General features: G+C 60.6%; 19 protein-coding genes and 1 pseudogene. 16 read left to right on the forward strand and 4 right to left on the reverse strand.

The annotated features are described in order from the left end of the window. From CWO91_RS08195 to CWO91_RS08205, 3 genes and pseudogenes are all read left to right on the forward strand, one after another. Nucleotides 1–448, forward strand: a pseudogene (locus tag CWO91_RS08195) (acetyl-CoA C-acyltransferase); the annotation flags it as partial. Nucleotides 449–472: 24 nt separating this feature from the next. Next, nucleotides 473–1486 carry an NAD(P)H-dependent flavin oxidoreductase gene (locus CWO91_RS08200; RefSeq protein ID WP_130213013.1) on the forward strand — a complete coding sequence of 338 codons (1014 nt, stop codon included), beginning with the start codon at nt 473–475 and terminating at the stop codon, nt 1484–1486. Nucleotides 1487–1547: 61 nt separating this feature from the next. After that, entirely contained in the window at nt 1548–2201 is a 654-nt protein-coding gene (locus tag CWO91_RS08205) for a flavin reductase family protein (RefSeq protein WP_130213014.1), read from the forward strand. Nucleotides 2202–2328: 127 nt separating this feature from the next. Here the strand turns inward: CWO91_RS08205 and CWO91_RS08210 are convergent, their stop codons facing one another. Together CWO91_RS08210 and CWO91_RS08215 are read right to left on the reverse strand one after the other, a co-directional pair. Beyond that, nucleotides 2329–3531, reverse strand: a complete 1203-nt coding sequence (locus CWO91_RS08210; RefSeq protein WP_245471164.1) for a multidrug effflux MFS transporter — start codon at nt 3529–3531, stop codon at nt 2329–2331. Nucleotides 3532–3624: 93 nt separating this feature from the next. Further along, nucleotides 3625–4824, reverse strand: a complete 1200-nt coding sequence (locus CWO91_RS08215; protein WP_130213015.1) for an acetyl-CoA C-acyltransferase — start codon at nt 4822–4824, stop codon at nt 3625–3627. A gap of 169 nt (nt 4825–4993) precedes the next feature. Here CWO91_RS08215 and CWO91_RS08220 point away from each other — a divergent pair, with 169 nt between their 5' ends. Genes CWO91_RS08220 through CWO91_RS08235 form a run of 4 tightly spaced genes read left to right on the forward strand, consistent with a single transcriptional unit; the run spans nt 4994 to nt 9570 of the window. Further along, nucleotides 4994–5617, forward strand: coding sequence for a TetR/AcrR family transcriptional regulator (locus CWO91_RS08220; RefSeq protein WP_130213016.1), 624 nt, complete (start codon nt 4994–4996; stop codon nt 5615–5617). A gap of 16 nt (nt 5618–5633) precedes the next feature. After that, the gene (locus tag CWO91_RS08225; protein WP_130213017.1) at nt 5634–7955 is read left to right on the forward strand and encodes a molybdopterin-dependent oxidoreductase; all 2322 of its coding nucleotides are present in this window, start codon (nt 5634–5636) and stop codon (nt 7953–7955) included. A gap of 17 nt (nt 7956–7972) precedes the next feature. After that, complete coding sequence (locus CWO91_RS08230; protein WP_245471166.1) at nt 7973–8752, forward strand: SDR family NAD(P)-dependent oxidoreductase; 780 nt, start codon at nt 7973–7975, stop codon at nt 8750–8752. After that, the gene (locus CWO91_RS08235; RefSeq protein WP_130213018.1) at nt 8749–9570 is read left to right on the forward strand and encodes an enoyl-CoA hydratase-related protein; all 822 of its coding nucleotides are present in this window, start codon (nt 8749–8751) and stop codon (nt 9568–9570) included. The genes CWO91_RS08230 and CWO91_RS08235 overlap by 4 nt, the downstream gene beginning before the upstream one ends. Before the next feature lie 79 nt (nt 9571–9649). On the opposite strand, the gene CWO91_RS08240 is transcribed toward CWO91_RS08235, so the two are convergent. Continuing rightward, on the reverse strand, nt 9650–10081 hold the full coding sequence (locus CWO91_RS08240) for a winged helix-turn-helix transcriptional regulator (protein ID WP_130213019.1): 432 nt from the start codon (nt 10079–10081) through the stop codon (nt 9650–9652). A gap of 272 nt (nt 10082–10353) precedes the next feature. Here CWO91_RS08240 and CWO91_RS08245 point away from each other — a divergent pair, with 272 nt between their 5' ends. The 8 genes from CWO91_RS08245 to CWO91_RS08280 all read left to right on the forward strand — a co-directional run bounded on the left by CWO91_RS08245 (nt 10354) and on the right by CWO91_RS08280 (nt 19198). Beyond that, nucleotides 10354–11217 carry an alpha/beta fold hydrolase gene (locus tag CWO91_RS08245; protein ID WP_130213020.1) on the forward strand — a complete coding sequence of 288 codons (864 nt, stop codon included), beginning with the start codon at nt 10354–10356 and terminating at the stop codon, nt 11215–11217. 34 nt (nt 11218–11251) lie between these two features. Next, on the forward strand, nt 11252–12256 hold the full coding sequence (locus tag CWO91_RS08250) for an NADP-dependent oxidoreductase (protein ID WP_130213021.1): 1005 nt from the start codon (nt 11252–11254) through the stop codon (nt 12254–12256). Between the two features lie 70 nt (nt 12257–12326). Then, nucleotides 12327–13106: an SDR family oxidoreductase gene (locus CWO91_RS08255; RefSeq protein ID WP_130213022.1), complete on the forward strand. Its 780-nt coding sequence runs from the start codon at nt 12327–12329 to the stop codon at nt 13104–13106. A 228-nt stretch (nt 13107–13334) separates the two neighbouring features. Then, nucleotides 13335–14930 carry a class I adenylate-forming enzyme family protein gene (locus CWO91_RS08260; RefSeq protein WP_130213023.1) on the forward strand — a complete coding sequence of 532 codons (1596 nt, stop codon included), beginning with the start codon at nt 13335–13337 and terminating at the stop codon, nt 14928–14930. 83 nt (nt 14931–15013) lie between these two features. Next, entirely contained in the window at nt 15014–16207 is a 1194-nt protein-coding gene (locus CWO91_RS08265) for an ABC transporter substrate-binding protein (protein ID WP_165405301.1), read from the forward strand. 71 nt (nt 16208–16278) lie between these two features. Then, complete coding sequence (locus CWO91_RS08270; RefSeq protein WP_130213024.1) at nt 16279–17379, forward strand: NADH:flavin oxidoreductase; 1101 nt, start codon at nt 16279–16281, stop codon at nt 17377–17379. A gap of 182 nt (nt 17380–17561) precedes the next feature. Next, nucleotides 17562–18353 carry a crotonase/enoyl-CoA hydratase family protein gene (locus tag CWO91_RS08275; protein WP_130213025.1) on the forward strand — a complete coding sequence of 264 codons (792 nt, stop codon included), beginning with the start codon at nt 17562–17564 and terminating at the stop codon, nt 18351–18353. A 53-nt stretch (nt 18354–18406) separates the two neighbouring features. Beyond that, complete coding sequence (locus CWO91_RS08280; RefSeq protein ID WP_130213026.1) at nt 18407–19198, forward strand: SDR family oxidoreductase; 792 nt, start codon at nt 18407–18409, stop codon at nt 19196–19198. Nucleotides 19199–19256: 58 nt separating this feature from the next. On the opposite strand, the gene CWO91_RS08285 is transcribed toward CWO91_RS08280, so the two are convergent. After that, a complete protein-coding gene (locus CWO91_RS08285) occupies nt 19257–19715 on the reverse strand; it encodes a MaoC family dehydratase (protein WP_130213027.1) in 459 nt (152 codons plus the stop codon). A 194-nt stretch (nt 19716–19909) separates the two neighbouring features. Between CWO91_RS08285 and CWO91_RS08290 the strand changes: the two genes are divergently transcribed. Further along, nucleotides 19910–20857 (forward strand): LysR family transcriptional regulator, encoded by a 948-nt coding sequence (locus tag CWO91_RS08290; protein ID WP_130213028.1) that lies wholly within the window; start codon nt 19910–19912, stop codon nt 20855–20857. Nucleotides 20858–20928 lie beyond the last annotated feature (71 nt).

Genomic DNA, 20928 nt, shown 5'->3' on the forward strand with positions numbered 1-20928 from the left:
CGCCAGCCAGCTTTCCGATGGCGCGTCGGCCTGCGTCATCATGAGCGACAAGATCGCGGCGAGGAAGGGCCTCAAGCCCCTCGGCATCTTCCGCGGCTTCGTCGCCGCCGGAGTCGAGCCGGACGAGATGGGCGTCGGTCCGGTCGCCGCCATCCCGCGGCTGCTCAAGCGGCACAATTTGAAGATCGACGACATCGATCTCTGGGAGCTCAACGAAGCTTACGCGGTGCAGGTGATCTATTGCCGCGACAAGCTCGGCATCGACCCTGAGAAGCTCAACGTCAATGGCGGCTCGATCGCGATCGGTCATCCCTACGGCATGACCGGCTCGCGCCTTACCGGCCATCTCCTGATCGAGGGTCGCCGGCGCAAGGCAAAATACGGCGTCGTGACCATGTGCATCGGCGGCGGCATGGGCGCGGCCGGCCTGTTTGAAATCATCCACTGAGCGGCAAACGCGGGGAGATCATTCGTGAAGACAGCGATCACTGAACTGTTCGGCATCGAACATCCGATCATCCAGGGCGGCATGCATTATGTCGGGTTCGCCGAGCTGGCAGCCGCGGTGTCAAACGCTGGCGGCCTCGGCATCATCACCGGCCTGACCCAAAGGACGCCCGAACTTCTGGCCAAGGAGATCGCGCGTTGCCGGGACATGACGGACAAGCCGTTCGGCGTGAACCTGACGTTCCTGCCGACCTTCAGTGCGCCACCCTATCCGGAATACATTGCGGCGATCAGGGAAGGCGGCATTAAGGTCGTTGAAACCGCCGGTCGCAGCCCCGAGCAGTACATGCTGGCCCTAAAGGCGGGTGGCATCAAGGTGATCCACAAATGCACCTCCGTTCGGCACTCGCTGAAAGCCGAGCAGATCGGTTGCGACGCTGTCAGCGTCGACGGCTTCGAATGCGGCGGCCATCCCGGCGAGGATGACATGCCAAACATGATCCTGCTGCCGCGCGCGGCCGAGGAATTGAAGATACCGTTCGTTGCCTCTGGCGCCATGGCCGACGCGCGCAGTCTGGTTGCGGCCTTGGCGATGGGCGCCGCCGGGATGAACATGGGCACGCGCTTTATCGCCACCAAGGAAGCGCCGGTGCACGAGAACGTCAAGAATGCCCTTGTCAAGGCAACCGAGCTTGACACGCGCCTGGTCATGCGGGCGCTGCGAAATACCGAGCGGGTTCTGAACAACAAGGGCGTCGAGAACTTGCTCGAGATTGAGCGGGAGAGGGGCAAGAGTCTCAAGATCGAGGACATCCACGATCAGGTGGCGGGCGTTTATCCCAAGGTGATGATCGACGGCGATATGGATGCGGGCGCCTGGAGCTGCGGCATGGTCGTGGGACTCATTCACGACATCCCGACTGTGAAGGAACTGATCGATCGCATCATGGCCGACGCCGAACGAATTATCCGGCAGCGCTTGACTGGTTTCCTGGATGGTGCAGAGCAAAAGCCGGCCGTCGTTCGGGCGATTGCGTGATTGTTATTGATGAAGCCCAACCGCCTGCGATTGTTGCGCTTCGGCAGCTCCGGGGAAATTTATGGATCTAGCCGACTTCCACTATTACGAGCCTTCGAAGGGCCACGGGCTCCGACATAATCCGTTCAACGCGATTGTCGCGCCGCGTCCGATTGGCTGGATTTCGTCGCGGAACGTGGCTGGTCAACTCAATCTCGCGCCATACAGCTTCTTCAACGCGTTTCTTTACGACCCTCCAATCATCGGATTCTCCTCGATTTCATGGAAGGACACCGTCAAGAACGTCAGCGAGACCCGTGAGTTCGTCTGGAATCTAGTTACGATGGATCTGGGCGAGCGCATGAACACGACTGCGGCGCCTCTCGCTCACGGCGTGAGCGAGTTCGAAGCTGCCGGGCTGACGCCAATACCCGGGCGCCACGTAGCTGTGCCGCGGGTAGGCGAGAGCAGGGCGGCAATGGAATGCAAGGTCGTCGATGTCTCTCAGTTGGCGAATGCGCGTGGTGAGAAAGTAGAAGGGTGGTTCGTACTCGGCGAGGTCGTCGCGGTATTCATCGACAAGTCTTTGATTGAGGACGGCGTCTACAACACGGCGCTTGCGCGACCCATTCTGCGTGCCGGCCGTGGTGGAGATTATCTCGAGGTCAGGACGGAAAACATGTTCGAGATGAAGCGCCCAGCGGGCAGCAGCAAGCCGGAATTTCACGGGACCTGATTGCGCTGGAAACAGGCTCAATTGTCGGGCTGGCCAAGCCTTGCCGCGTTTTGCCCGACAGGCCTAAGCCCGACTTCGCAAAGCCGATGAGTGACCGAACGGAAACGCGTCCGGAGTCATACGCCCATCAAGACCCCGGGCCCCGCGCGTACAGGCCAAGAGCCAGCAGGGAAAACACGCTCATCACGACGCCCAGCGCCAACATTGCTTCATGTGACACTGTGGCAGCAAGCCACACCCCAATCGCGGCGACCATCATCTGCAAGAAACCCAGCAGCGCCGAGGCAGCGCCGGCTTTCTCGCCGAATGGAGAGAGCGCGCGCGCTGTGGACAATGGACCGACAATGCCCATGCCGAGGAGATATATGCTCATTGCGGCTAAGAACGGCAAGAAAGTCGGACTGATCATCGAGATGAGCAGGATCGCAAGGCTGCTGGCGGTCGTCGCGCACAAACCTGCCCGGATCGGACCATCGAGCCCGTAGCGTGGTGCCAATCTTGTGGCAAGCATACCCGCGGCGAATACGATGAAGACGGTGCCGGCAAAGAAGAGCCCGAGCTGGATCGGCGTGAAGTGCAACGCTTCGATGAATAGGCGCGGCGCAGCGGAAAACATCGAGAACAAGCCGCCCATAGTGAGGCTCGAGGCGGCCGCGGGGGTAGCGAAGCGACGGTCTCCAATCAGACCGGCATAGGTCCTGCCGACGACAACTGGATTGAACGGCGTGCGGATCGAATTGTGGGTTTCGCCAAGAACGATGGCGTAGGCAACGGCGCTGAGGGCGGCAAAGGCCGCGACCAGCGCGAATTCGGCGCGCCAGCCCAGGCTGTGGTCGAGGGCGCCGCCAAGCAGCGGTGAGAACCCGGGAGCCGCGGACATCACGATCATGATGAGCGCCATCGCGCGCGCCAGTGCGGCGCCACTGAACATGTCGCGGGCGATAGCGCGAGACAGCACTGACGTCGCGCAAGCACCTGTTGCCTGCACGACGCGGCCGATGAGGAGATTGGGCAGGTCGGTTGCCAGACCGCACCAAACGCTCCCGGCGAAGAATACGGCGAACCCGATCAGGACCGGCCAACGTCTTCCGTAGCGATCCGAAAGCGGTCCAACCAGGAGTTGGCCCACCCCGAACACCGCAAGAAAGACGGTGATGGCGGACGTGACCGCCGCACTCGTGACATTCAATGAGATCGCAATCTGCGGCAGAGACGGCAGCAGAATGTTGGTCGCCAGCGTTCCCATCGCGGCCAGGACGGAAAGGATGGCGATGGGCAGGGCGCTGGAGGTGGGAATGTCCCGCGGCGCGGCGTTGATCAGGTCAGCCATGGGATCTTTCGTGTGATGGGGATAGGTAGATCAAGGCGGCGAGTAAGGCGGTTCGCGCCACTCGCCTTGTCCGTTGTTGTCCGCCCAGCCATGTTATCGGCGGACGACGCGCTCGATCGCGATGGCGGTAGCTTCGCCGCCGCCGATGCAGAGTGACGCGACGCCGCGCTTGAGGTTCCGCGTTTCGAGCGCGTGCAACAGCGTCACAATCAGCCGCGCGCCGGTGGCACCAATGGGATGACCTAGCGCGCAGGCGCCGCCGTTGACGTTCAGCTTCTCCCTGGGGATGGCGAGATCCTTCTGCGCCGCCATAGCTACGACCGCAAATGCCTCATTGATCTCGAACAGATCCACGTCGCCAACGCTCCAGCCGACCTTGTCCAATAGCTTGCGAATAGCGGGGATCGGGGCCGTCGTGAACCATTGTGGCTCCTGACTGTGGGTGGCATGGCCCTTGATCTCGGCGAGCACCGGAAGGCCGTCGCGATCGGCGAGCGAGCGTTTCGCCAAGATGAGCGCCGCAGCGCCGTCAGCGTTAGCGGAGGAGGCGGCGGGCGTGATTGTGCCGTTGGCGCGGAACGCGGCTTTCAGCCCTGGGATTTTGGCGGGATCGACCTTCAGCGGATGCTCGTCATTTGAGACGATCCGCGGCCCGGCTTTCTCGGTCAACGTGATCGGAGCAATCTCAGCCTTGAACGCGCCGCCTTCAACCGCCTTGCGGGCGCGGGTCAAGGTCTCGATCGCATAGTCGTCCTGGTCCTTACGGGTGAATTGATAGGCCTCCGCCGTGGCCTCGCCAAAGTCGCCCATCGAGCGTCCGGTCTCGTAGGCGTCTTCCAACCCGTCCATCAGCATGTGGTCGATGATGCGGTCGTGGCCAGCGCGATAACCGCCACGCGCCTTGGCCAGCAAATACGGCGCATTGCTCATGCTCTCCATGCCGCCAGACAGAACGATCTCGGCGGAGCCTGCATTGATGATGTCGTGAGCGAGCATGGTGGCCTTCATGCCGGAGCCGCAGACCTTGTTGATGGTGGTGGCGCCGGTGGCATCCGGCAGTTTGGCACCGCGGGCGGCCTGGCGCGCCGGTGCTTGGCCCTGGCCGGCCGGTAGCACGTTGCCCATGAACACCTCGTCGATCTTCTCCGGCGCAAGCTTCGCCCGTTCCAGAGTTGCTCCAATTACGTGAGAGCCGAGCTTGTGTGCGCTAAGCGGCGAGAGCTCGCCCATGAAGCGGCCGAGTGGCGTACGGGCGGCGGAAAGGATGACGACGGGATCGGAAGCGGCGGCCATGGCGAATTCTCCTGTTGATCGCTGTTGTTATATGACGATAGTCATATAAGATAGCCGGCATCGCAATGAAATGTTGCCGTGGTCTGCAAAAGCGCGGTTCCAGAATTGCAGGGAGGGGATGGGGAACGGCTTGTGCAGCCGGTCACCCATGAGCTCGCACGGAGGGGCGATGCGTTACGTAGAAGACCACAGACGTCAAACCCACAGTCGGATCGTTGAAAATGCATCTTACGGCTTGCGGCAGAAGGGCGCCGAAGGGCTCAGCGTTGTCGACTTGATGAAGCTGGCGGGTCTGACGCATGGCGGCTTCTATAACCATTTCGATTCGCGTGCCGCTCTTGTCGGCGAGGCGATCGCTTTTGCAATGGACCAAATGACCGAGCGGTGGAAGCGGGTGGCGAATGGGAAGGCCAACGGGAAGCGTTTCGAGGCGGTGATCGCCGATTATCTCAGTCCCCGGCATCGCGACGATTCCAAACACGGTTGCCCACTCCCAGCCTTGGCCGCCGACGTTGCTCGATCGAGCCCGAGCGAGCGGCGGGCCTTAGCTTCCAAACTCGAGAAGATGATCGACGTCTTTGTCGATCTGCTTCCCGACGAGGAGCCAGAGCAGGCACGTCAAATCGCGACCGGCGCTATCGCAACCATGGTTGGATCGATCGTGCTGTCGCGTGCCGTCGGCGCCGGGAATGTTTCCGACGGCATTCTCGACGCAGGCCGCGTGGCCGTCGTTAGCCGGATTCGGAAGCCGCAGGGTAGACCAGCAAAGGCGATGCGCTGCGATAAATCATAAGGTCAGGGAGGTCACCATGACGGCCGGCAAGTGGCTCAAAACAGCGTGTAACCTGTGCTACATAAATTGTGGGATCGAAGCCTGGGTGAATGACGGTCGCCTGGAGAAAGTGCGAGGCGACCGTTCAAGCCCGAAGTCGCAAGGCTATCTGTGCAACAAGGCCACCCGTATTCCCTATTATGCGAATGACAAGGATCGGCTCACGACCCCGCTGCGTCGTCGCGCCGATGGCGGCTTTGACGAGATCGAATGGGACGTGGCGATCGCAGAGATCGCGGAGCGGCTTCGAGATATCGTCGACAGGTATGGCGGCAAGAGCATTGCCCTTTATGGCGGCGGCGGGCAGGGCAACCACGCCGGCGGCGCCTACGCCAGTGGACTGTTGCGCGCGCTGGGTTCGCGCAGCGTCTTCAACGCCCTTTCGCAGGAGAAAACCGGCGATTTCTGGGTCAATGGCCACATGTTCGGCAGCCAAACCTGCCACACCGCCGAGGACGTCCATCATTGCGATCTCTTGCTTGTCATCGGGGCCAATCCCTGGATCGCACACGGCTTCCCCAATGCGCGCGACCACCTCAATCAAATCCGCAAGGATCCCGCGCGCAAGCTGATCGTTATCGACCCCCGGCGAACCGAAACCGCAGAGATGGCGGACCTGCATCTCGCAGTTCGTCCCGGCGCCGACGCGTTCCTGCTTGGCGCGTTGCTGGCTACGCTCGTCCGCTCCGACCGGATCGACCACGCGTTCATTGAGGAGCACACGATCGGCTTCGCGGAAGTGAGGCAGGCGCTGCTGAACATCCCATTGGAGGAATGGGCTGCTGCGGCCGATATCTCGATCGCGGACCTGGAGCGTTGCGCCGCGATGATCGCAGCAGCGAAGGCCATGGTGGTGCGGGTCGAGCTTGGTATCCAGCAAGGCATCAACTCGACGCTCAATTCCTATCTCGAAAAACTCTTGATCATGCTTTCCGGCAGTTTCGGCCGTAAAGGTACCAACCAATTGCACAGCTGGCTTCAACCACTATGGGGCAATTCACCGAACCAGACCTTTGCTCCGACCGGCGACGCGATCATCGGAGGCCTCTTGCCTCCCAACATCTTCCCCGAAGCGGTGCTCAAGGACCATCCAGACCGGCTGCGCTGCGCCTGGATCGACAGTTCCAATCCCGCCAACACCGCCGCAAATACCGAGGCGGTGGAACGAGCGCTGCGCTCGCTCGAGCTATGCGTTGTCGTCGACGTTGCGATGACCGAAACCGCACGGCTCGCGCACTACGTTCTCCCGGCGTCCACACAATACGAGAAGACCGAATTTACGCTATTCAACTTCGATTTTCCGACGAACTATTTTCACGTTCGCGCCGGTGTCTTGCCGCCGCTCGCCGGTACCTTGCCGGAGCCCGAGATCTACACGCGGCTCGCCATCGCCCTGGGGCTTCTGCCGGGTGACAATGTGCTCGCACCCCTGCGCGAGACAGCACGTCGCTCCCGCCCGGAGTTCGCCGCCGCCTTTCGTGCTTTCATCGCGGAAAACCCCCAGGCAGTGCCCGCGCTTGTGCTCTACCATACGCTTGGGCAGACGCTTCCGGATGGCACCGCGGCCGCGGCTCCGTTGTGGAGCGCGGCGCTGGCTTGCGCGAAGCGATCGCCGCAAGCGGTGCGGCGCGCGATCAACGCATCGGACGAGGTGGCGGATCACCAGCTCGGCTATCTCCTGTTCGACACTATCGTGGCCACCCGGCAGGGCACGGCGGTTACCCGGCACGACTATGACGAGGTCTGGTCATTGATCAGCCATTCGGATCGCAAGGTTCGGCTGGTCGTCCCGCAGATGTTGGAATGGTTGGCGCGTCTCGATCCGCAGACCGCGGGCGCGCCAAAGGAGTTTCCGTTCATGCTGGCGGCCGGCGGCCGTCGCATGTTCAATGCCAACCAGATCTTTCGCGATCCCGCCTGGCGTCGCGACGATCCCGATGGTGCCTTGTTGATCAATTCGAGCGATCTGCGCGAGTTGGGCGCGAAGGATGGTGACTGGATCGCCGTTGAGTCGGTGGTCGGGCGGCTCGTCGTACGCTGCAAGGTCGACGATGCCATGCGGAATGGCCAGCTCGCGCTGCCGCATGGCTATGGTCAGGCGTATCCTACGTCGGATGGAGAGCGCCTCGTGAACGGGCCGCGCATCAATCTGCTGACGGAGAGCGGCAACCGAGACCCCATTGCGGGCACGCCCTACCACAAGAACGTCGCGGTTCGCCTGGCCCTGGTGCCCGCGCATGAGGCTGCGACCTATCAGTCGCAGTCCGAGCGAATTCATAAGACAGCGGCCGGACGATAGCCCGAAAGGAGCGTCAAATGACCGAGAAGCCAATCGCGATCGTGACCGGCGTAGGGCCGGGCACGGGAGCTGCCATCGTCAAGCGCTTCTCTGCCGGCGGGTTTCGTATCATAGCGCTTGCTCGCTCTGCGGAACTCATCAATCGCCTTGCGCAAGAGCTTCCCGACGTGCACGCGATGACCTGCGACGTCTCGGACGAGAGTCAGGTTCGGATCGTTGTCACTGAGGTAAAGCGCCGCTTTGGCGCCGCCGAAGTTCTCATCCACAACGCGGTAGGAGGAGGCTGGGGGAATTTTCGCGAGATCGATCCGAAGATGCTGAAGGGCAACTTCGAAGTCAACGTGATGGGTCTGTTGTACCTGGCACGCGAGCTAGCTCCTGACATGATCGATCGCGGCAAGGGTGCGATCCTGGTGACCGGAAACACCTCTTCGATCCGAGGTAAAGCCAATTTCGCCGGCTTCGCTCCAACAAAGGCAGCGCAGCGCATTCTGGCCGAGTCGATCGCACGCGAAATGGGACCTCTCGGCGTGCACGTCTCCTACGTTCTCATCGACGCCGTTATCGATACGCCCCGGATGCGCGCGCGGATGAGCGACAAACCGGATGAGTTCTTCATCAAGCCGGCGGCGATCGCCAACGAATTATTGCATCTCTACGGTCAGGACCGATCGGCCTGGTCGTTTCTCACGGAACTGCGGCCATTCAACGGAAAACTGGTGATGCTCGAACACGGGCACGGCGCGCTGGGTCACTTTGGAGAGCTCCCCGTGGGACTTGAAAGGTCAGAAACATGACGGATGGATCCATCTCGGTTGATACGGGGACGGACGAACTGCTGTGCGCGATCCGGGATCGCGTCGCGGTGATTACCTTGAACCGACCCGAAGCCCGAAATTCGTTGTCCGATCATCTTACGCCGGCGTTGCGCCGGATGGTCAAACAGAATGGAGATGATCCTGAGGTCGGAGCCCTCCTGATTACCGGTGCAGGCACTGCCTTCTGTTCGGGCGGCGATGTTAAGGGGATGGGCGGCAACGCTGCCGCGCCGGCGATGTCATTCAGCGACAAGGTTGCGCGATTGCGGGAGCGTCAGCGAACCCTGACCGGCGCACTTGTTTCGGTGCGCAAGCCCACCATCGCGGCGTTGCCGGGACCGGCGGCTGGCGCCGGGCTTGCGATCGCACTCGCTTGCGACCTTCGTATTGCAGCCGAATCCACGATCATGACGACAGGCTATGCCAGGATTGCGCTCACCGGCGATTACGGCATTTCGTGGCTGTTGACCCGGCTTGCCGGGACGGCACGTGCTCGCGAACTGATGTTTCTGTCTGAACGGATCAGTGCACGGCGCTGCGAAGCATTGGGCCTTATCAATCGCGTGGTGCCTGATTCCGAACTGCAAAGCGAAGCATTCGAAATGGCGAGAGCATTGGCGAATGGCCCGGCGAGCGCGTATGCCTCCATGAAGGATAATCTCGATCTTGCGCTGTCGGCCGACTTCTTGACGTCACTAGATCAAGAGGCCGAGAGGATGGTCCTCGCGGCGGGCACTGCGCAGCACGCCGAAGCCGTCCGGGCTTTTATTGAGAAGCGTCCGCCGACTTACAGGTGAAACTCTTTCAGGTCATTACTTCGAAGGCCTAGCGGGCCGCACCCGCAACCGCACAAGCTGGAGCTGCCAAGCTAATTGCTCATTCGACTGCGGCGATACGAATGGGACGCGTTCCGATCGGAGCGCCGGTCGCGCGGTCGATGGTGAGGGGATCGATCTCCGTTCCGTTCTCGGCGTCGAAGAACCGAGTCACCTTGCCCCCGCCGCGATGCTTGCGTCCCCACGCGCCAATCGCGAAGAGCACCGGCAAAAAGTCGCGCCCGGCTTCAGTCAGAACGTATTCGTCCCGTGGCGGGCGGTCTGAATAACGACGTTTTTCCAGTAAGCCCTCGTCAACCAGGGCTGAAAGCCGCCCCGCCAGCATCGTCGGCGCGATACCGAGACTCTTACGGAAATCGTCGAAGCGGGTCAGCCCCGCATGGGCATCGCGCATGATCAGCATGCTCCATGCGTCCCCGACAAGCGCCAGGCTACGGGCGATGAGGCAAGGCTGGTTCGAAAGTTTTTTCATGTCAGTTTCATTTTAGTAGTGACTTGGTACTAAATTGATAGTAACAGGTCGTTCGTCGATATTCCACGACAAATTGAAAGAACCGGAGCCGATGAGCAGGAGAGAACGCGGAATGCGCTGATCTCCGGTGCTTCCGCCAGCATTGGGCTGGTGTCTGGGCCAGCGTTGCGGCGCACGCGCATCCCTTGGTGCGCAAAGGCGAAGCCGCGCGATCCGACCGGGTCCCTCCGATCTCTGGGGATTCCGGTTTCAGCCGAACCATGGAGTAAGTGATGTCCAGTTATGTCAGCCACGCCGGATCGGTTGTGCGCTATATCGATGCGCCAAATCTTTCGATACCTGCTGCAGGAACAACCTTTGCCTATCGCGATATCGGTCCGCGCAGTGGCGTCCCATTGATCCTTCTCAATCATTGGGGCGCGGTTCTCGACAATTTCGATCCACGGATCGTCGATGGGCTCGCCACCAGGCATCGTGTGATCGCGATCGACTACCAAGGTATCGGCGCTTCAAGCGGGAAAGCGCCTGTTACCGTTGGCGAAATGGCGCAAGATACCATCGCTCTGATCGCCGCGCTGGGCTTTGAAAAAGTCGATCTGCTCGGCTTTTCCCTCGGCGGCTTCGTAGCCCAAGATATCGCGCTGAAGGCCCCTGGTCTCGTGCGAAAGCTGATTCTGACCGGCACGGGCCCGGCAGGCGGCAAAGGTATCGAGAAGGTCGGGCCGGTGTCCTGGCCGCTGATGATCAAGGGCTTGCTGACTTTGCGAGACCCGAAATTCTATCTGTTCTTCACCTCCACGGCCAATGGACGCCGGGCCGCAAAGGCCTTTCTGGAAAGGTTGAAGGAGCGCAAGTCAAATCGGGACAAAGGAGCCACGCCAGTGGCCTTGTTGCGGCAGCTCAAGGCGATCAAGAGCTGGGGCCAGCAGGCGCCTCAGGATCTCGGCAGCCTCCGCATTCCGGTCCTGATCGCGAATGGCGATAACGATATCATGGTGCCGACCGCAAACAGCACCGACATGGCACGGCGTATCCCGGGCGCACAACTGGTCATCTACGAAGATGCCGGGCATGGCGGGATTTTCCAGTACCACGCTGATTTCGTGCCGAAGGCGCTGTCGTTCCTCGACACCTGATGCCGGGACCAAATTTCAAATTGGAGATGACATCATGAAGGCATTCGTTGTCGACAAATATCAGAAGAAAGGCGCTCTGCGCTCGGCAACCATGCCAGAACCGGAGTTGCGGGACGATGATGTCCTGGTTCGGGTTCACGCAACTGCTGTGAACGTCCTGGACTCCAAGCTCAGGGATGGAGAATTCAAACTCATCCTGCCGTATCGTCCGCCCTTCATTCTGGGCCACGATGTTGCCGGGACGGTCGTCAGGGTTGGCCGCAATGTCAGGCGATTCAAGGCAGGCGACGAGGTCTATGCACGGCCGCGCGATCATCGGATCGGAACATTCGCCGAATTCATTGCCATGAACGAAGCCGACATGGCGCCGAAGCCCGAGAACATCAGCATGGAAGCGGCCGCTTCCATCCCGTTGGTGGGACTGACCGCCTGGCAGGCGCTGGTCGAGGTGGGCAAGCTGAGGCCCGGCCAGAAGGTCTTCATCCAGGCAGGCTCCGGCGGGGTGGGGAGTTTCGCCATCCAGCTCGCCAAGCATCTCGGTGCGGTCGTGGCGACGACGACGAGCGCGAAGAATGTCGAACTGGTCAAGAGCCTCGGCGCGGACCTGGTCATCGACTACAAGACCCAGGATTTCGAGAAGGTCTTGTCGGGCTACGATCTGGTCCTGCACAGCCAGGACGCCAAGACGCTTGAAAAATCTCTGCGCGTGCTCAAGCCGGGCGGCCTGCTCATCTCAATCTCCGGGCCGCCCGACCCCGTATTCGCGAGGGAGCAGGGGATGAACCTCTTCCTGAAACTGGTGCTGCGTTTGCTGAGCCATGGTGTGCGGAAGAAAGCCAGAAAACTTGGTGTGCGCTTCTCATTCCTGTTCATGCGCGCGCAGGGACAGCAGCTACGCGAAATCACGTCCCTGATCGAATCCGGCGTGATCCGTCCGGTCGTGGACCAGGTTTTCCCGTTCGAAAAAACCGGTGACGCGCTCGCCTATGTCGAGACCGGTCGAGCAAGGGGCAAGGTCGTGATTGCGGTGAAACAATAGTTCCGTAACGGTGCCGCCTGCGTTGCGACGCCATACGCCGGCCGGCACCAAGTGCATCCGAGGAAACGACATGACTGAATCCAACCGCGATACACAGCCTTTCCTGCAGGACGTTGCACTCATTGTCGGCGGTGGCCCGGGCATCAGTTCGAGTTGCGCCAGGCTGTTCGCGGAAAACGGCATGCGTGTCGCCGTCGCAGCCAGGAATCCGGAAAAAGCCGTCCTTGAGACTCTTGAAAAGATGCACGGCGTGCGTCGGTACGCCTGCGATGCAAGCGAACCGGAGGCCGTGGCACAGCTGTTCGCGAATGTCGCTCGAGAGATCGGAGCGCCGAGGCTTGTCGTGCATAACATCGATGGCCGCGTTCCCGGCATTTTCCGCAAGGGCATTCTCGAAGCCGACCCGATGATGGCGCTCGAAACAATCCGAAACTCGGCATTCAGCGCGTTTCTGGTAGGTCAACAGGCAGCTCGGCTCATGCTCGGAAACGAACCCGACGTCAATGGTACGAGAGGAACGATAATCTTTACGAACGCCAGCGCGGCGCTCAAGGGCTTTCCATCGAGTGGTGCATTTGCGATGGCGTGCCATGCCAAGTCCGGACTCGCGCAAAGCATGGCGAGAGAATTGATGCCGCAGGGAATCCATGTGGCGAATGTGCCGATCGATGCCGCGATCGGTTGGACTCAGGAAGACGGGACCCGCGCGCACCGGCTGGCGGGAACGACCGTGGACGACAACATGGCCGACCCTGTCCATATCGCGGAAACCTATCTGCAGCTGCACCGCCAGCATCGGTCGACCTGGGCTTTTGAAGTCGTGCTGCGGCCGTGGGTCGAGAAATGGTAATTACGCTCAGCTGATCTTCCGAATAATTGCGCGGAGGCAGCCAATTCTAAATTGGAATTCTCTTGCTGTGCCAAAATTCCATTATCTACAGTTCATTGACGTTGGCTTGACTTAACAGTTCTATTTTAGAACGGTTTACTCCGTCGACCAATAGGAATGAAGTGTGCGGACCTCCCGGTTGAAGGGGGCCGCGCACGCTGCCGAAAACAAGGCGCGAGGGAGGATGGCATGAGGAGCGTGGACGAGCTCACCGCGGCCGAATTGTTGGACGGCCTGCCGTCCAGAGTGCACGAGGTCTACGCGCCGTTCGTGCGGGATATTCCGGATCATCCGGCCTTCGTGGAAGGCGGGCGTTCCTGGAGCTATCGGCAGTTCTCGGACGCTGTCGACGCTGCTGCAAGGAATCTCGCCGGTTTGGGCATCAGGCCCGGTGATCGCGTGATCATTGCAAGCGAGAACAGCGTGGCCCTGGGAGCGACGCTCTTCGCGGCGAGCAAGCTCGATGCATGGGGTATTCCGGTCAATCCTCGCCTTTCGCCAAGAGAGATCAATCTGATCGGGACGCACAGCGGCGCCAGACGCGTGCTGTTCAACTCGGCTCTGTCGAAGGAAGCGGCCGATCATGCCACCCGCGTCGGTGCGACAATCGGCGCCGTCGGGCCATTTGGTGGAATCGGTGTCGGCCCTCTCAATGCGGATGCGGAAGCGGAGCCCGTCGAGAAGGATGGCGCCCGCCAGGTCGCAGGCCTTTTATACACCTCGGGCACGACCGGTGCACCGAAGGGCGTCATGCTGAGTCACCGCAACCTCCTCTTCACCGCAAGGACGTCGGGAATCCTTCGCCGGAGCAGTCCAGACGACCGCATCTACGGCGTGCTGCCGATGTCGCACATCGTCGGGTATGCGATCCTGCTGATTTCGACGCTGATGCACGGCGGCACGTTGTATGTCGTAGCCAAGGCCGATCCCGCTGCGCTGGCTCATGCCATAGCCGAGGAGGGGATTACGAGCCTGTTCGGCGTGCCTGCCACATATCAGCGTCTGCTCGAACACAAGGCGGTCAAGGGCATCCAACGGCTCGAACGGGGCAGCCTGCGGATCATGGCGGTGGCTGGCGCTCCGCTCGACCTCGATCTCAAGAAGCGGATCGAGGACGAGTTTGGAATCCCGCTGCTGAACAATTACGGCATAACGGAATGCTCACCAGGCCTCACGGGGGTCCGTTCGGAACAGCCTGTGTCGGACGAGTCGGTCGGCCCGTTTCTTCCCGGCATCGAGCACCGGATCGTGGACGGACAAGGAAAAAAGGTGGCGACCGGTGAAGTAGGCGAATTACACGTTCGAGGTCCGAACATCATGCTCGGCTACTATCGTGCGCCCGACCTGACGGCGGCGGCGATCGATGAGCAGGGATGGTTCAACACGGGGGATCTCGCGCGGGTGAACAGCAAGGGGCATCTCTATATCGCCGGCCGCACCAAGGAGCTTATCATCCGCTCCGGCTTCAACGTTTATCCCGCCGAGGTGGAGGCGGTCCTGAACGCGCACGACCAGGTCGTTCAGTCGGCCGTCGTCGGACGAAAGGTCGAGGGCAACGAGGAGGTCGTCGCGTTCGTTCAGCTTCTCCCCGGTGCGAGCATCAGCGCGGAAGACCTCAAAGCGTACACGGCCCAATTGCTCACGTCCTACAAGCGTCCGACCGAATTGATCGTGCTCGACGCTCTGCCCTCGGCCTCCACCGGCAAGATACTGAAACACAAGCTGCGGGAGATGGCGAACGAACAGGCCGCCCCGAAGGCGTCGCGTGCGGCAGCCGCTGGCTGACGGGCGTCAGGAGTGATTTGAACGGAATATGCGCTGCAGGAAAGAACGGCGAGCGACGGACCTGTCGCCGGAGGGAGATGACAATGATGAGAAGCGCCATGATTGTAGCCGCGCTCGCGGCATCCGTAGCCGGCGCGCATGCGCAGACGCCGGGCGTCACCGAATCCGAGGTGAAGATAGGGGCGACGTTCCCTTTTAGCGGCCCCGCTTCGCCGCTCAGCAATACCGGAAAGGGCATGATCGCCTACGTCAATTCGATCAACGAGCGTGGCGGCATCAACGGGCGGAAGATCAATCTCATCACCTACGACGATGGTTACAGCCCTCCCAAGACGGTGGAGCAGACCAGGAAACTCATCGAGAGCGACGAGGTGGCGTTCCTGTTTGGCCCGTTGGGTACGCCCGGCATCAGCGCCACGATCAAGTACGTCAACGCGAAGAAAGTGCCGCATCTGTTTGTCGTGAGCGGGGTCAGCAAGTTCACGAACTTCGCTGAATTCCCGATGACCACGACGGGATTGCCAAGCTACGACACCGAAGGACGAATCTACGCAAAATACATCACCCAGACCCGGCCCGACGCGAAGATCGCCATACTCTATCAGAACGATGATTTGGGTAAGGACTTCGTCAATGCATTCAAGTCCTACCTGAAGGACGATTTCGACAAGAAGGTCGTCGTGTCCTCCTATGAGGTGACCGAGCCGACCATTGATTCCCACGTCGTGTCGCTGAAGTCGTCTGGCGCAGAGGCCTTTTTGGTGGCCGGCACGCCGAAATTCGCAGCGCAGGCCATCAAGAAGGTCGACGAGATCGGTTGGAAGCCGCTGTTCCTGATCAACTTCGTTTCGAGCTCCGTGTCGTCGACCATCGTCCCTGCGGGGCCGGAAAAGGCCGTGGGCATAGTTGCCGCGACAATCACCAAGGATCCGAACGACAAGAAGTGGGCCGATGATCCGGGCATCAAGTGGTACCGCGAATTTTTTGCCAAATACCTGCCAGGCGCCGATATCGGCGATAACAATTATCTGTTCGGTACCCAGCAGGGACAGATCCTGGAACAGGTGCTCAAGCAGTGCGGCAACGATCTCTCGCGCGAGAACATCGTCAAGCAATCGCGGAGCATACGTGGGCTCTCGCTTCCCACTTCCATACCGGGTGTCGTGATCAACACGGGCCCGGAAGGCAGCATGGCGTACACGCAGCTACAGCTTCAGCGCTGGAACGGGACCACGTGGGAGCAATTCGGTGACGTACTCAGCGCCGACGCAAAGTGAATTGTACCTTCTGAACATGCGGGGCGGATGATCTAAGCCCGCAAAACGACCAACTGAATCATGGAGCACGGATGTCCAGCGACGTTCTTTTCCGGCCTTTCAAGCTCAAAGGGCTGACCTTGCCGAACCGGGTCGTGATGGCGCCAATGACGCGCTCATTCTCTCCGGGCGGGATTCCGACCGAAGACGTCGCGCGGTACTACCGCCGCCGTGCCGAAGGAGCGGTCGGCCTCATCGTATCGGAGGGCACCGGCGTGGATCGTCCGGCATCCCTGAACGATCCGAACGTTCCCCGTTTTCACGGAGAGAAGGAGCTGGCGGGGTGGCGGCGTGTGGTCGACGAGGTGCATGCCGCGGGTGGCCTGATGGCACCGCAGCTATGGCACGTCGGAGCCGTTCGCACCCGCGCCCAGGATTGGTCTCCTCCGGGCGCCTACGACAGTCCGTCCGGTCTGTCGCGACCGGAGAAGAAATTCGGCGAGCCGATGAGCGAAGAGGACATCGCAGACGCCATCCGCGCCTTCGCCGATGCGGCGCTTGCCGCGAAGCGCCTGGGGTTCGACGCCGTCGAATTGCATGGCGCGCACGGCTATCTAATCGATCAATTCTTCTGGGAAGGCACCAATCGCCGCGAGGATGCCTATGGAGGCAAGGACCTGCCGGGCCGGGCCCGGTTTGCCGCTGATATCGTTCACGCGGTGCGCAAGTCGGTCGGACCAGACTTTCCTATATTGCTCCGCATCAGCCAGTGGAAGCAACAGGACTACGAAGTGAAGCTGGCCGATACGCCTCGCGCGTTGGAAGCCTGGCTCAAACCTCTGGTCGACGCGGGGGTCGACATTCTGCATTGCTCACAACGACGCTTCTGGGAGCCGGAGTTCGATGGTTCCGATTTGAACTTCGCCGGATGGGCCAAAAAGGTGACGGGAGTGCCGACGATTTCGGTCGGGTCGGTCGGCCTGACCGGCGAGTTCATCGCGGCATATGGCGGGGAGAGCTCCCGTCCGGCGTCCCTCGACGAACTGATCCGCCGCCTCGATCGCGAGGAGTTCGATCTTGTCGCGGTGGGGCGGGCGCTGCTTCAGGATCCGCAGTGGCTCCTAAAGATACGCGACGGCCGGACGGAGGAATTGATGGCCTTCGAACGGACCGCGTTTGCGGCGCTGAGCTAGGCTGGAGCGATGAAAGGGTTTGGGGCAGAGCAGCATGGCTGCTGAATAAGAGCTATCCAAATTTGCGGTGGCCGGTGCTTCGGCGGTCGGTCCAAGCTGGCTGGAATGATCGGCTACGCACCAGTCGACGGGAGGAGCCGGCGCGTCGTTGCGCAGTCACCTGGAAGCAACGGAGACGAACAATGAGCGACACCAAGACCCAAGTCGGCCAGATCCGCACCGAGGTGCACGGGCATGTGTTCAAGATCATCATCGACAACGTGGCGAAGAAGAACTCCTTCAGTCCGCAGATGATGGCGCAGATGTCGGATGCGATGACGCTTCTCGATCGCACCGACGACTATTGGGTCGGGGTGCTCTGCGCCGAGGGTCCGGATTTCACTGCCGGGCTGGATATGCCGAAATTCTTCGGACCCAAGGCCGAGAATACCGAGATCAAGCCCGGCAACATCGATGCGTTCGCCCTGAAGAGCCGGTGCCGCAAGCCGATTGTGACGGCAGTGCAGGGGATCTGCTTCACGATTGGCATCGAAATGATGCTGGCTGGCGACATCGTCGTGGCGGCCGACGACGCCCGGTTCTGTCAGATGGAATCCAAACGCGGGATCGCGCCTCTTGGTGGTGCCCATTTCCGGTATCTGACACGGGCGGGCTGGGGAGACGCGATGTATCACCTGTTCCTATGTGACGAGTTCGGCGCAGCCCGAGCTCACAAGATCGGCTTCGTTCAGGAAGTCGTTGCACCCGGCCAGCAGATTGCGCGCGCGATGGAGATTGCGAATTTGATCGCCAAGAACGCACCGATCGGCATTCAGGTGACGAAAGAGGCCGCGTTGAAATACATCGAGGCCGGCGAGAGAGCCGCGATCGACTACATTCCCAAGATCAAGGATCGCGTCTTCAGCAGCGAGGACATGAAAGAAGGCATCCAGTCTTTCGTGGAACGTCGCTCGGCCGTGTTCCGCGGGAAATAGGAATCCGGCGGACCGCACAGTAGGACTTCGCTCACGAGCCAGAGGATTTGAACATGGGAAGCATCAAGAAGGCATTCGATCTCACCGGCAGGAACGCCCTTGTTACCGGAGGCTCCCGTGGCCTTGGGTTGCAGATCGCTGAGGTGCTAGGTGAGCAAGGAGCACGGGTCGTGATTTCCTCTCGCAAGGCGCCAGATCTGGAAAAGGCTCAGGCGCATCTTGCCGGGCTCGGCGTCAAGGCGGAATGGATCGCAGCGGATAATTCCAGGGACGAAGACGTCAAGCGGCTCGCCGACGAAACGATCAAGAAGCTCGGGCGGGTGGACATTCTGGTGAATAACGCGGGCGCAACTTGGGGCGCGCCGACGGAAGATCACCCGATCGAAGCGTGGGACAAGGTGATGAACCTGAACATCCGCTCGCTGTTCCTGCTCAGTCAACAGGTTGCGAAGGGATCGATGATTCCCAACAAATATGGGCGCATCATCAACCTTGCTTCGATCGCAGGCCTGTTCGGAAGCACCGGGGATATGCAGACTGTCGCCTACAATACGAGCAAGGGCGCGGTGGTCAACTTCACGCGGGCGTTGGCGGGGAGTTGGGGGCGCTACGGAATTACGACCAATGCTCTGGCGCCCGGATTTTTCCCATCGAGGATGACGAAGGGCACGATCGAATCTGTCGGTGTCGAGAAGCTCGCCGCCGGTGCACCGCTGCGCCGCATCGGTGACGAGGACGATCTGAAAGGAGCCGCGGTTCTCTTCGCCAGCGACGCCGGCAAGCACATTACCGGACAGATTCTTGCCGTGGATGGCGGTCTGACTTCGGTGCTATCGTCCTCCTGAGCGTCTCTATATAGCCGCCTTCGGTACTGTGGTGATACCGTTCGTGGCAGGTGGAGGGCTAGGGGACCACCAGGGTCAGCGTCTCGGCAACCAGAGCCGGCGTTTGGCTATTCTCGATCTCAAGTACCGCGTTGCCCTTGATCAACAAACGCCCGTTGTCCTTCGGCTCGACACTGGTCATGGAAAGCTGAAGGCGAACGCGGTTACCCGATCTCACCGGTGTCAGGAACCTGACCTTGTCCAGACCATAGTTGAAGACGGCAGATGCGTCGACCGGAGTGAGCCCCAGGTCCATGCCAAGTGGCGCGATTAACGACAGGCTCAGGAAGCCGTGAGCAATGGTGCCGCCTGCTGGACTTTCCTTGCTGGCGCGCTCCGCGTCCACATGAATCCACTGCCTGTCTCCAGTACACGCCGCGAACTGGTCAATCATGGGTTGGTCGATGGTGATCCAGTCGGATGTTCCGAGATTCTGGCCTACGAAATCCCCGATCGCCTCGAGCTTGATCTTTGCCATCGCCGTGTCCGTTGGTTCAACTGCTTCGCATATTTTCCCAAACTGCGAGGAAAGCCATGTCGATTTTGTTGAACGGGGAACGCAATATTGAATAGCGGCCAAGATTCGATGGTTTTTCGTTTGCGTTTCCGGGTCCTGCGATGTCGTTCGCACTCGGAGATAAGGGACGCAAAGCGCTTGCGCAAAGGACGAGCATGACCGAGGCCAGCTGGGATTTGTTTCGCTTGTTTTCCGTGGTGGCGAGAACTGGAAGCGTCAACCGCGCCGCACATGAACTGGGAATGAGCCAACCGACATTGAGCAGGCGTCTGAAGGAGCTGGAGCGCTACGTGGCCGCTCCCCTGTTCTTTCGTGCCTCGTCCGGGGTGAAGCTGACGCGAGAAGGCGAGGACCTGCAACGATCGGCTAGCGATATGATGCTCGCATTTGAGTCGTTTCATCGCGATTTGCGTTCGCAGGTCGGGCAGAGATCGTCAGTGGTCAGGATATCGGCGACCGAAGGCATGACCAAGCACTGGCTTCTCCCGCGGGTTGCGGAGCTGCGACGGCGCGATAGCCGGATTTATCTGGAAATCATCTCCACGGTGAACCAGCAGAGCCTGGCAACGAGTGATCTGGATTACGTCATCAGGATGGGAGATCCCGGCGAGAACGATCTCATTGGAAAGCGGGTCGCGGACGTACCGATGGGGATTTTTGCCTCCGAGCAGTACCTTGCCGGACGCCCGGCGCCTCGGTCATTGTCAGAGCTGAGGGATCATGACATCATCGGCCATACTGCCGATTTTGTCTCCTTCCGCAACGTTCGGCCCAATCAGAGACATTTGCTGGAGTATTTCTCGGAAGCGGCAGGTATCCGCAGCGTTGTTCGGGTCAACCCGGTTGCTAACCATTTCGCCGCCGCCGGTTGCGGTCTCGGGCTTGCGCTTCTCGCTGTACCATTCGCGCAAGCCGAGGGACTGGTTCAGGTCTTGCCGCAAGAGACAGTTACGATGAACGTATGGCTGCTGCGCAGGCGCGAGAGCGACCTGAGAAAATTAACTCGTGAAGTCAGGCGATTCCTGGAAGCAGAATTCGCCGCTTCCAGGGAATGGCTCGCGGGCAGCCCTCGAAATGCGAGAGTGATCAAGCGCAAGGCCTGAGGCCGTCTCACATGCTGCCTTCGCCGCGTCGGGAAATATCGCTGTAAGACGCGCGAACAGGCCGTGGTAAT

This window comes from Bradyrhizobium genosp. SA-3 (assembly GCF_004212635.1).
Taxonomy (GTDB): domain Bacteria; phylum Pseudomonadota; class Alphaproteobacteria; order Rhizobiales; family Xanthobacteraceae; genus Bradyrhizobium.

Coding starts and splice junctions, on each gene's coding strand:
- CWO91_RS08205 (WP_130213014.1), top strand. CDS start 1,548: ATGGATCTAGCCGACTTCCACTATTACGAGCCTTCGAAGGGCCACGGG.
- CWO91_RS08210 (WP_245471164.1), bottom strand. CDS start 3,531: ATGGCTGACCTGATCAACGCCGCGCCGCGGGACATTCCCACCTCCAGC.
- CWO91_RS08215 (WP_130213015.1), bottom strand. CDS start 4,824: ATGGCCGCCGCTTCCGATCCCGTCGTCATCCTTTCCGCCGCCCGTACG.
- CWO91_RS08220 (WP_130213016.1), top strand. CDS start 4,994: ATGCGTTACGTAGAAGACCACAGACGTCAAACCCACAGTCGGATCGTT.
- CWO91_RS08225 (WP_130213017.1), top strand. CDS start 5,634: ATGACGGCCGGCAAGTGGCTCAAAACAGCGTGTAACCTGTGCTACATA.
- CWO91_RS08230 (WP_245471166.1), top strand. CDS start 7,973: ATGACCGAGAAGCCAATCGCGATCGTGACCGGCGTAGGGCCGGGCACG.
- CWO91_RS08235 (WP_130213018.1), top strand. CDS start 8,749: ATGACGGATGGATCCATCTCGGTTGATACGGGGACGGACGAACTGCTG.
- CWO91_RS08240 (WP_130213019.1), bottom strand. CDS start 10,081: ATGAAAAAACTTTCGAACCAGCCTTGCCTCATCGCCCGTAGCCTGGCG.
- CWO91_RS08245 (WP_130213020.1), top strand. CDS start 10,354: ATGTCCAGTTATGTCAGCCACGCCGGATCGGTTGTGCGCTATATCGAT.
- CWO91_RS08250 (WP_130213021.1), top strand. CDS start 11,252: ATGAAGGCATTCGTTGTCGACAAATATCAGAAGAAAGGCGCTCTGCGC.
- CWO91_RS08255 (WP_130213022.1), top strand. CDS start 12,327: ATGACTGAATCCAACCGCGATACACAGCCTTTCCTGCAGGACGTTGCA.
- CWO91_RS08260 (WP_130213023.1), top strand. CDS start 13,335: ATGAGGAGCGTGGACGAGCTCACCGCGGCCGAATTGTTGGACGGCCTG.
- CWO91_RS08265 (WP_165405301.1), top strand. CDS start 15,014: ATGATGAGAAGCGCCATGATTGTAGCCGCGCTCGCGGCATCCGTAGCC.
- CWO91_RS08270 (WP_130213024.1), top strand. CDS start 16,279: ATGTCCAGCGACGTTCTTTTCCGGCCTTTCAAGCTCAAAGGGCTGACC.
- CWO91_RS08275 (WP_130213025.1), top strand. CDS start 17,562: ATGAGCGACACCAAGACCCAAGTCGGCCAGATCCGCACCGAGGTGCAC.
- CWO91_RS08280 (WP_130213026.1), top strand. CDS start 18,407: ATGGGAAGCATCAAGAAGGCATTCGATCTCACCGGCAGGAACGCCCTT.
- CWO91_RS08285 (WP_130213027.1), bottom strand. CDS start 19,715: ATGGCAAAGATCAAGCTCGAGGCGATCGGGGATTTCGTAGGCCAGAAT.
- CWO91_RS08290 (WP_130213028.1), top strand. CDS start 19,910: ATGACCGAGGCCAGCTGGGATTTGTTTCGCTTGTTTTCCGTGGTGGCG.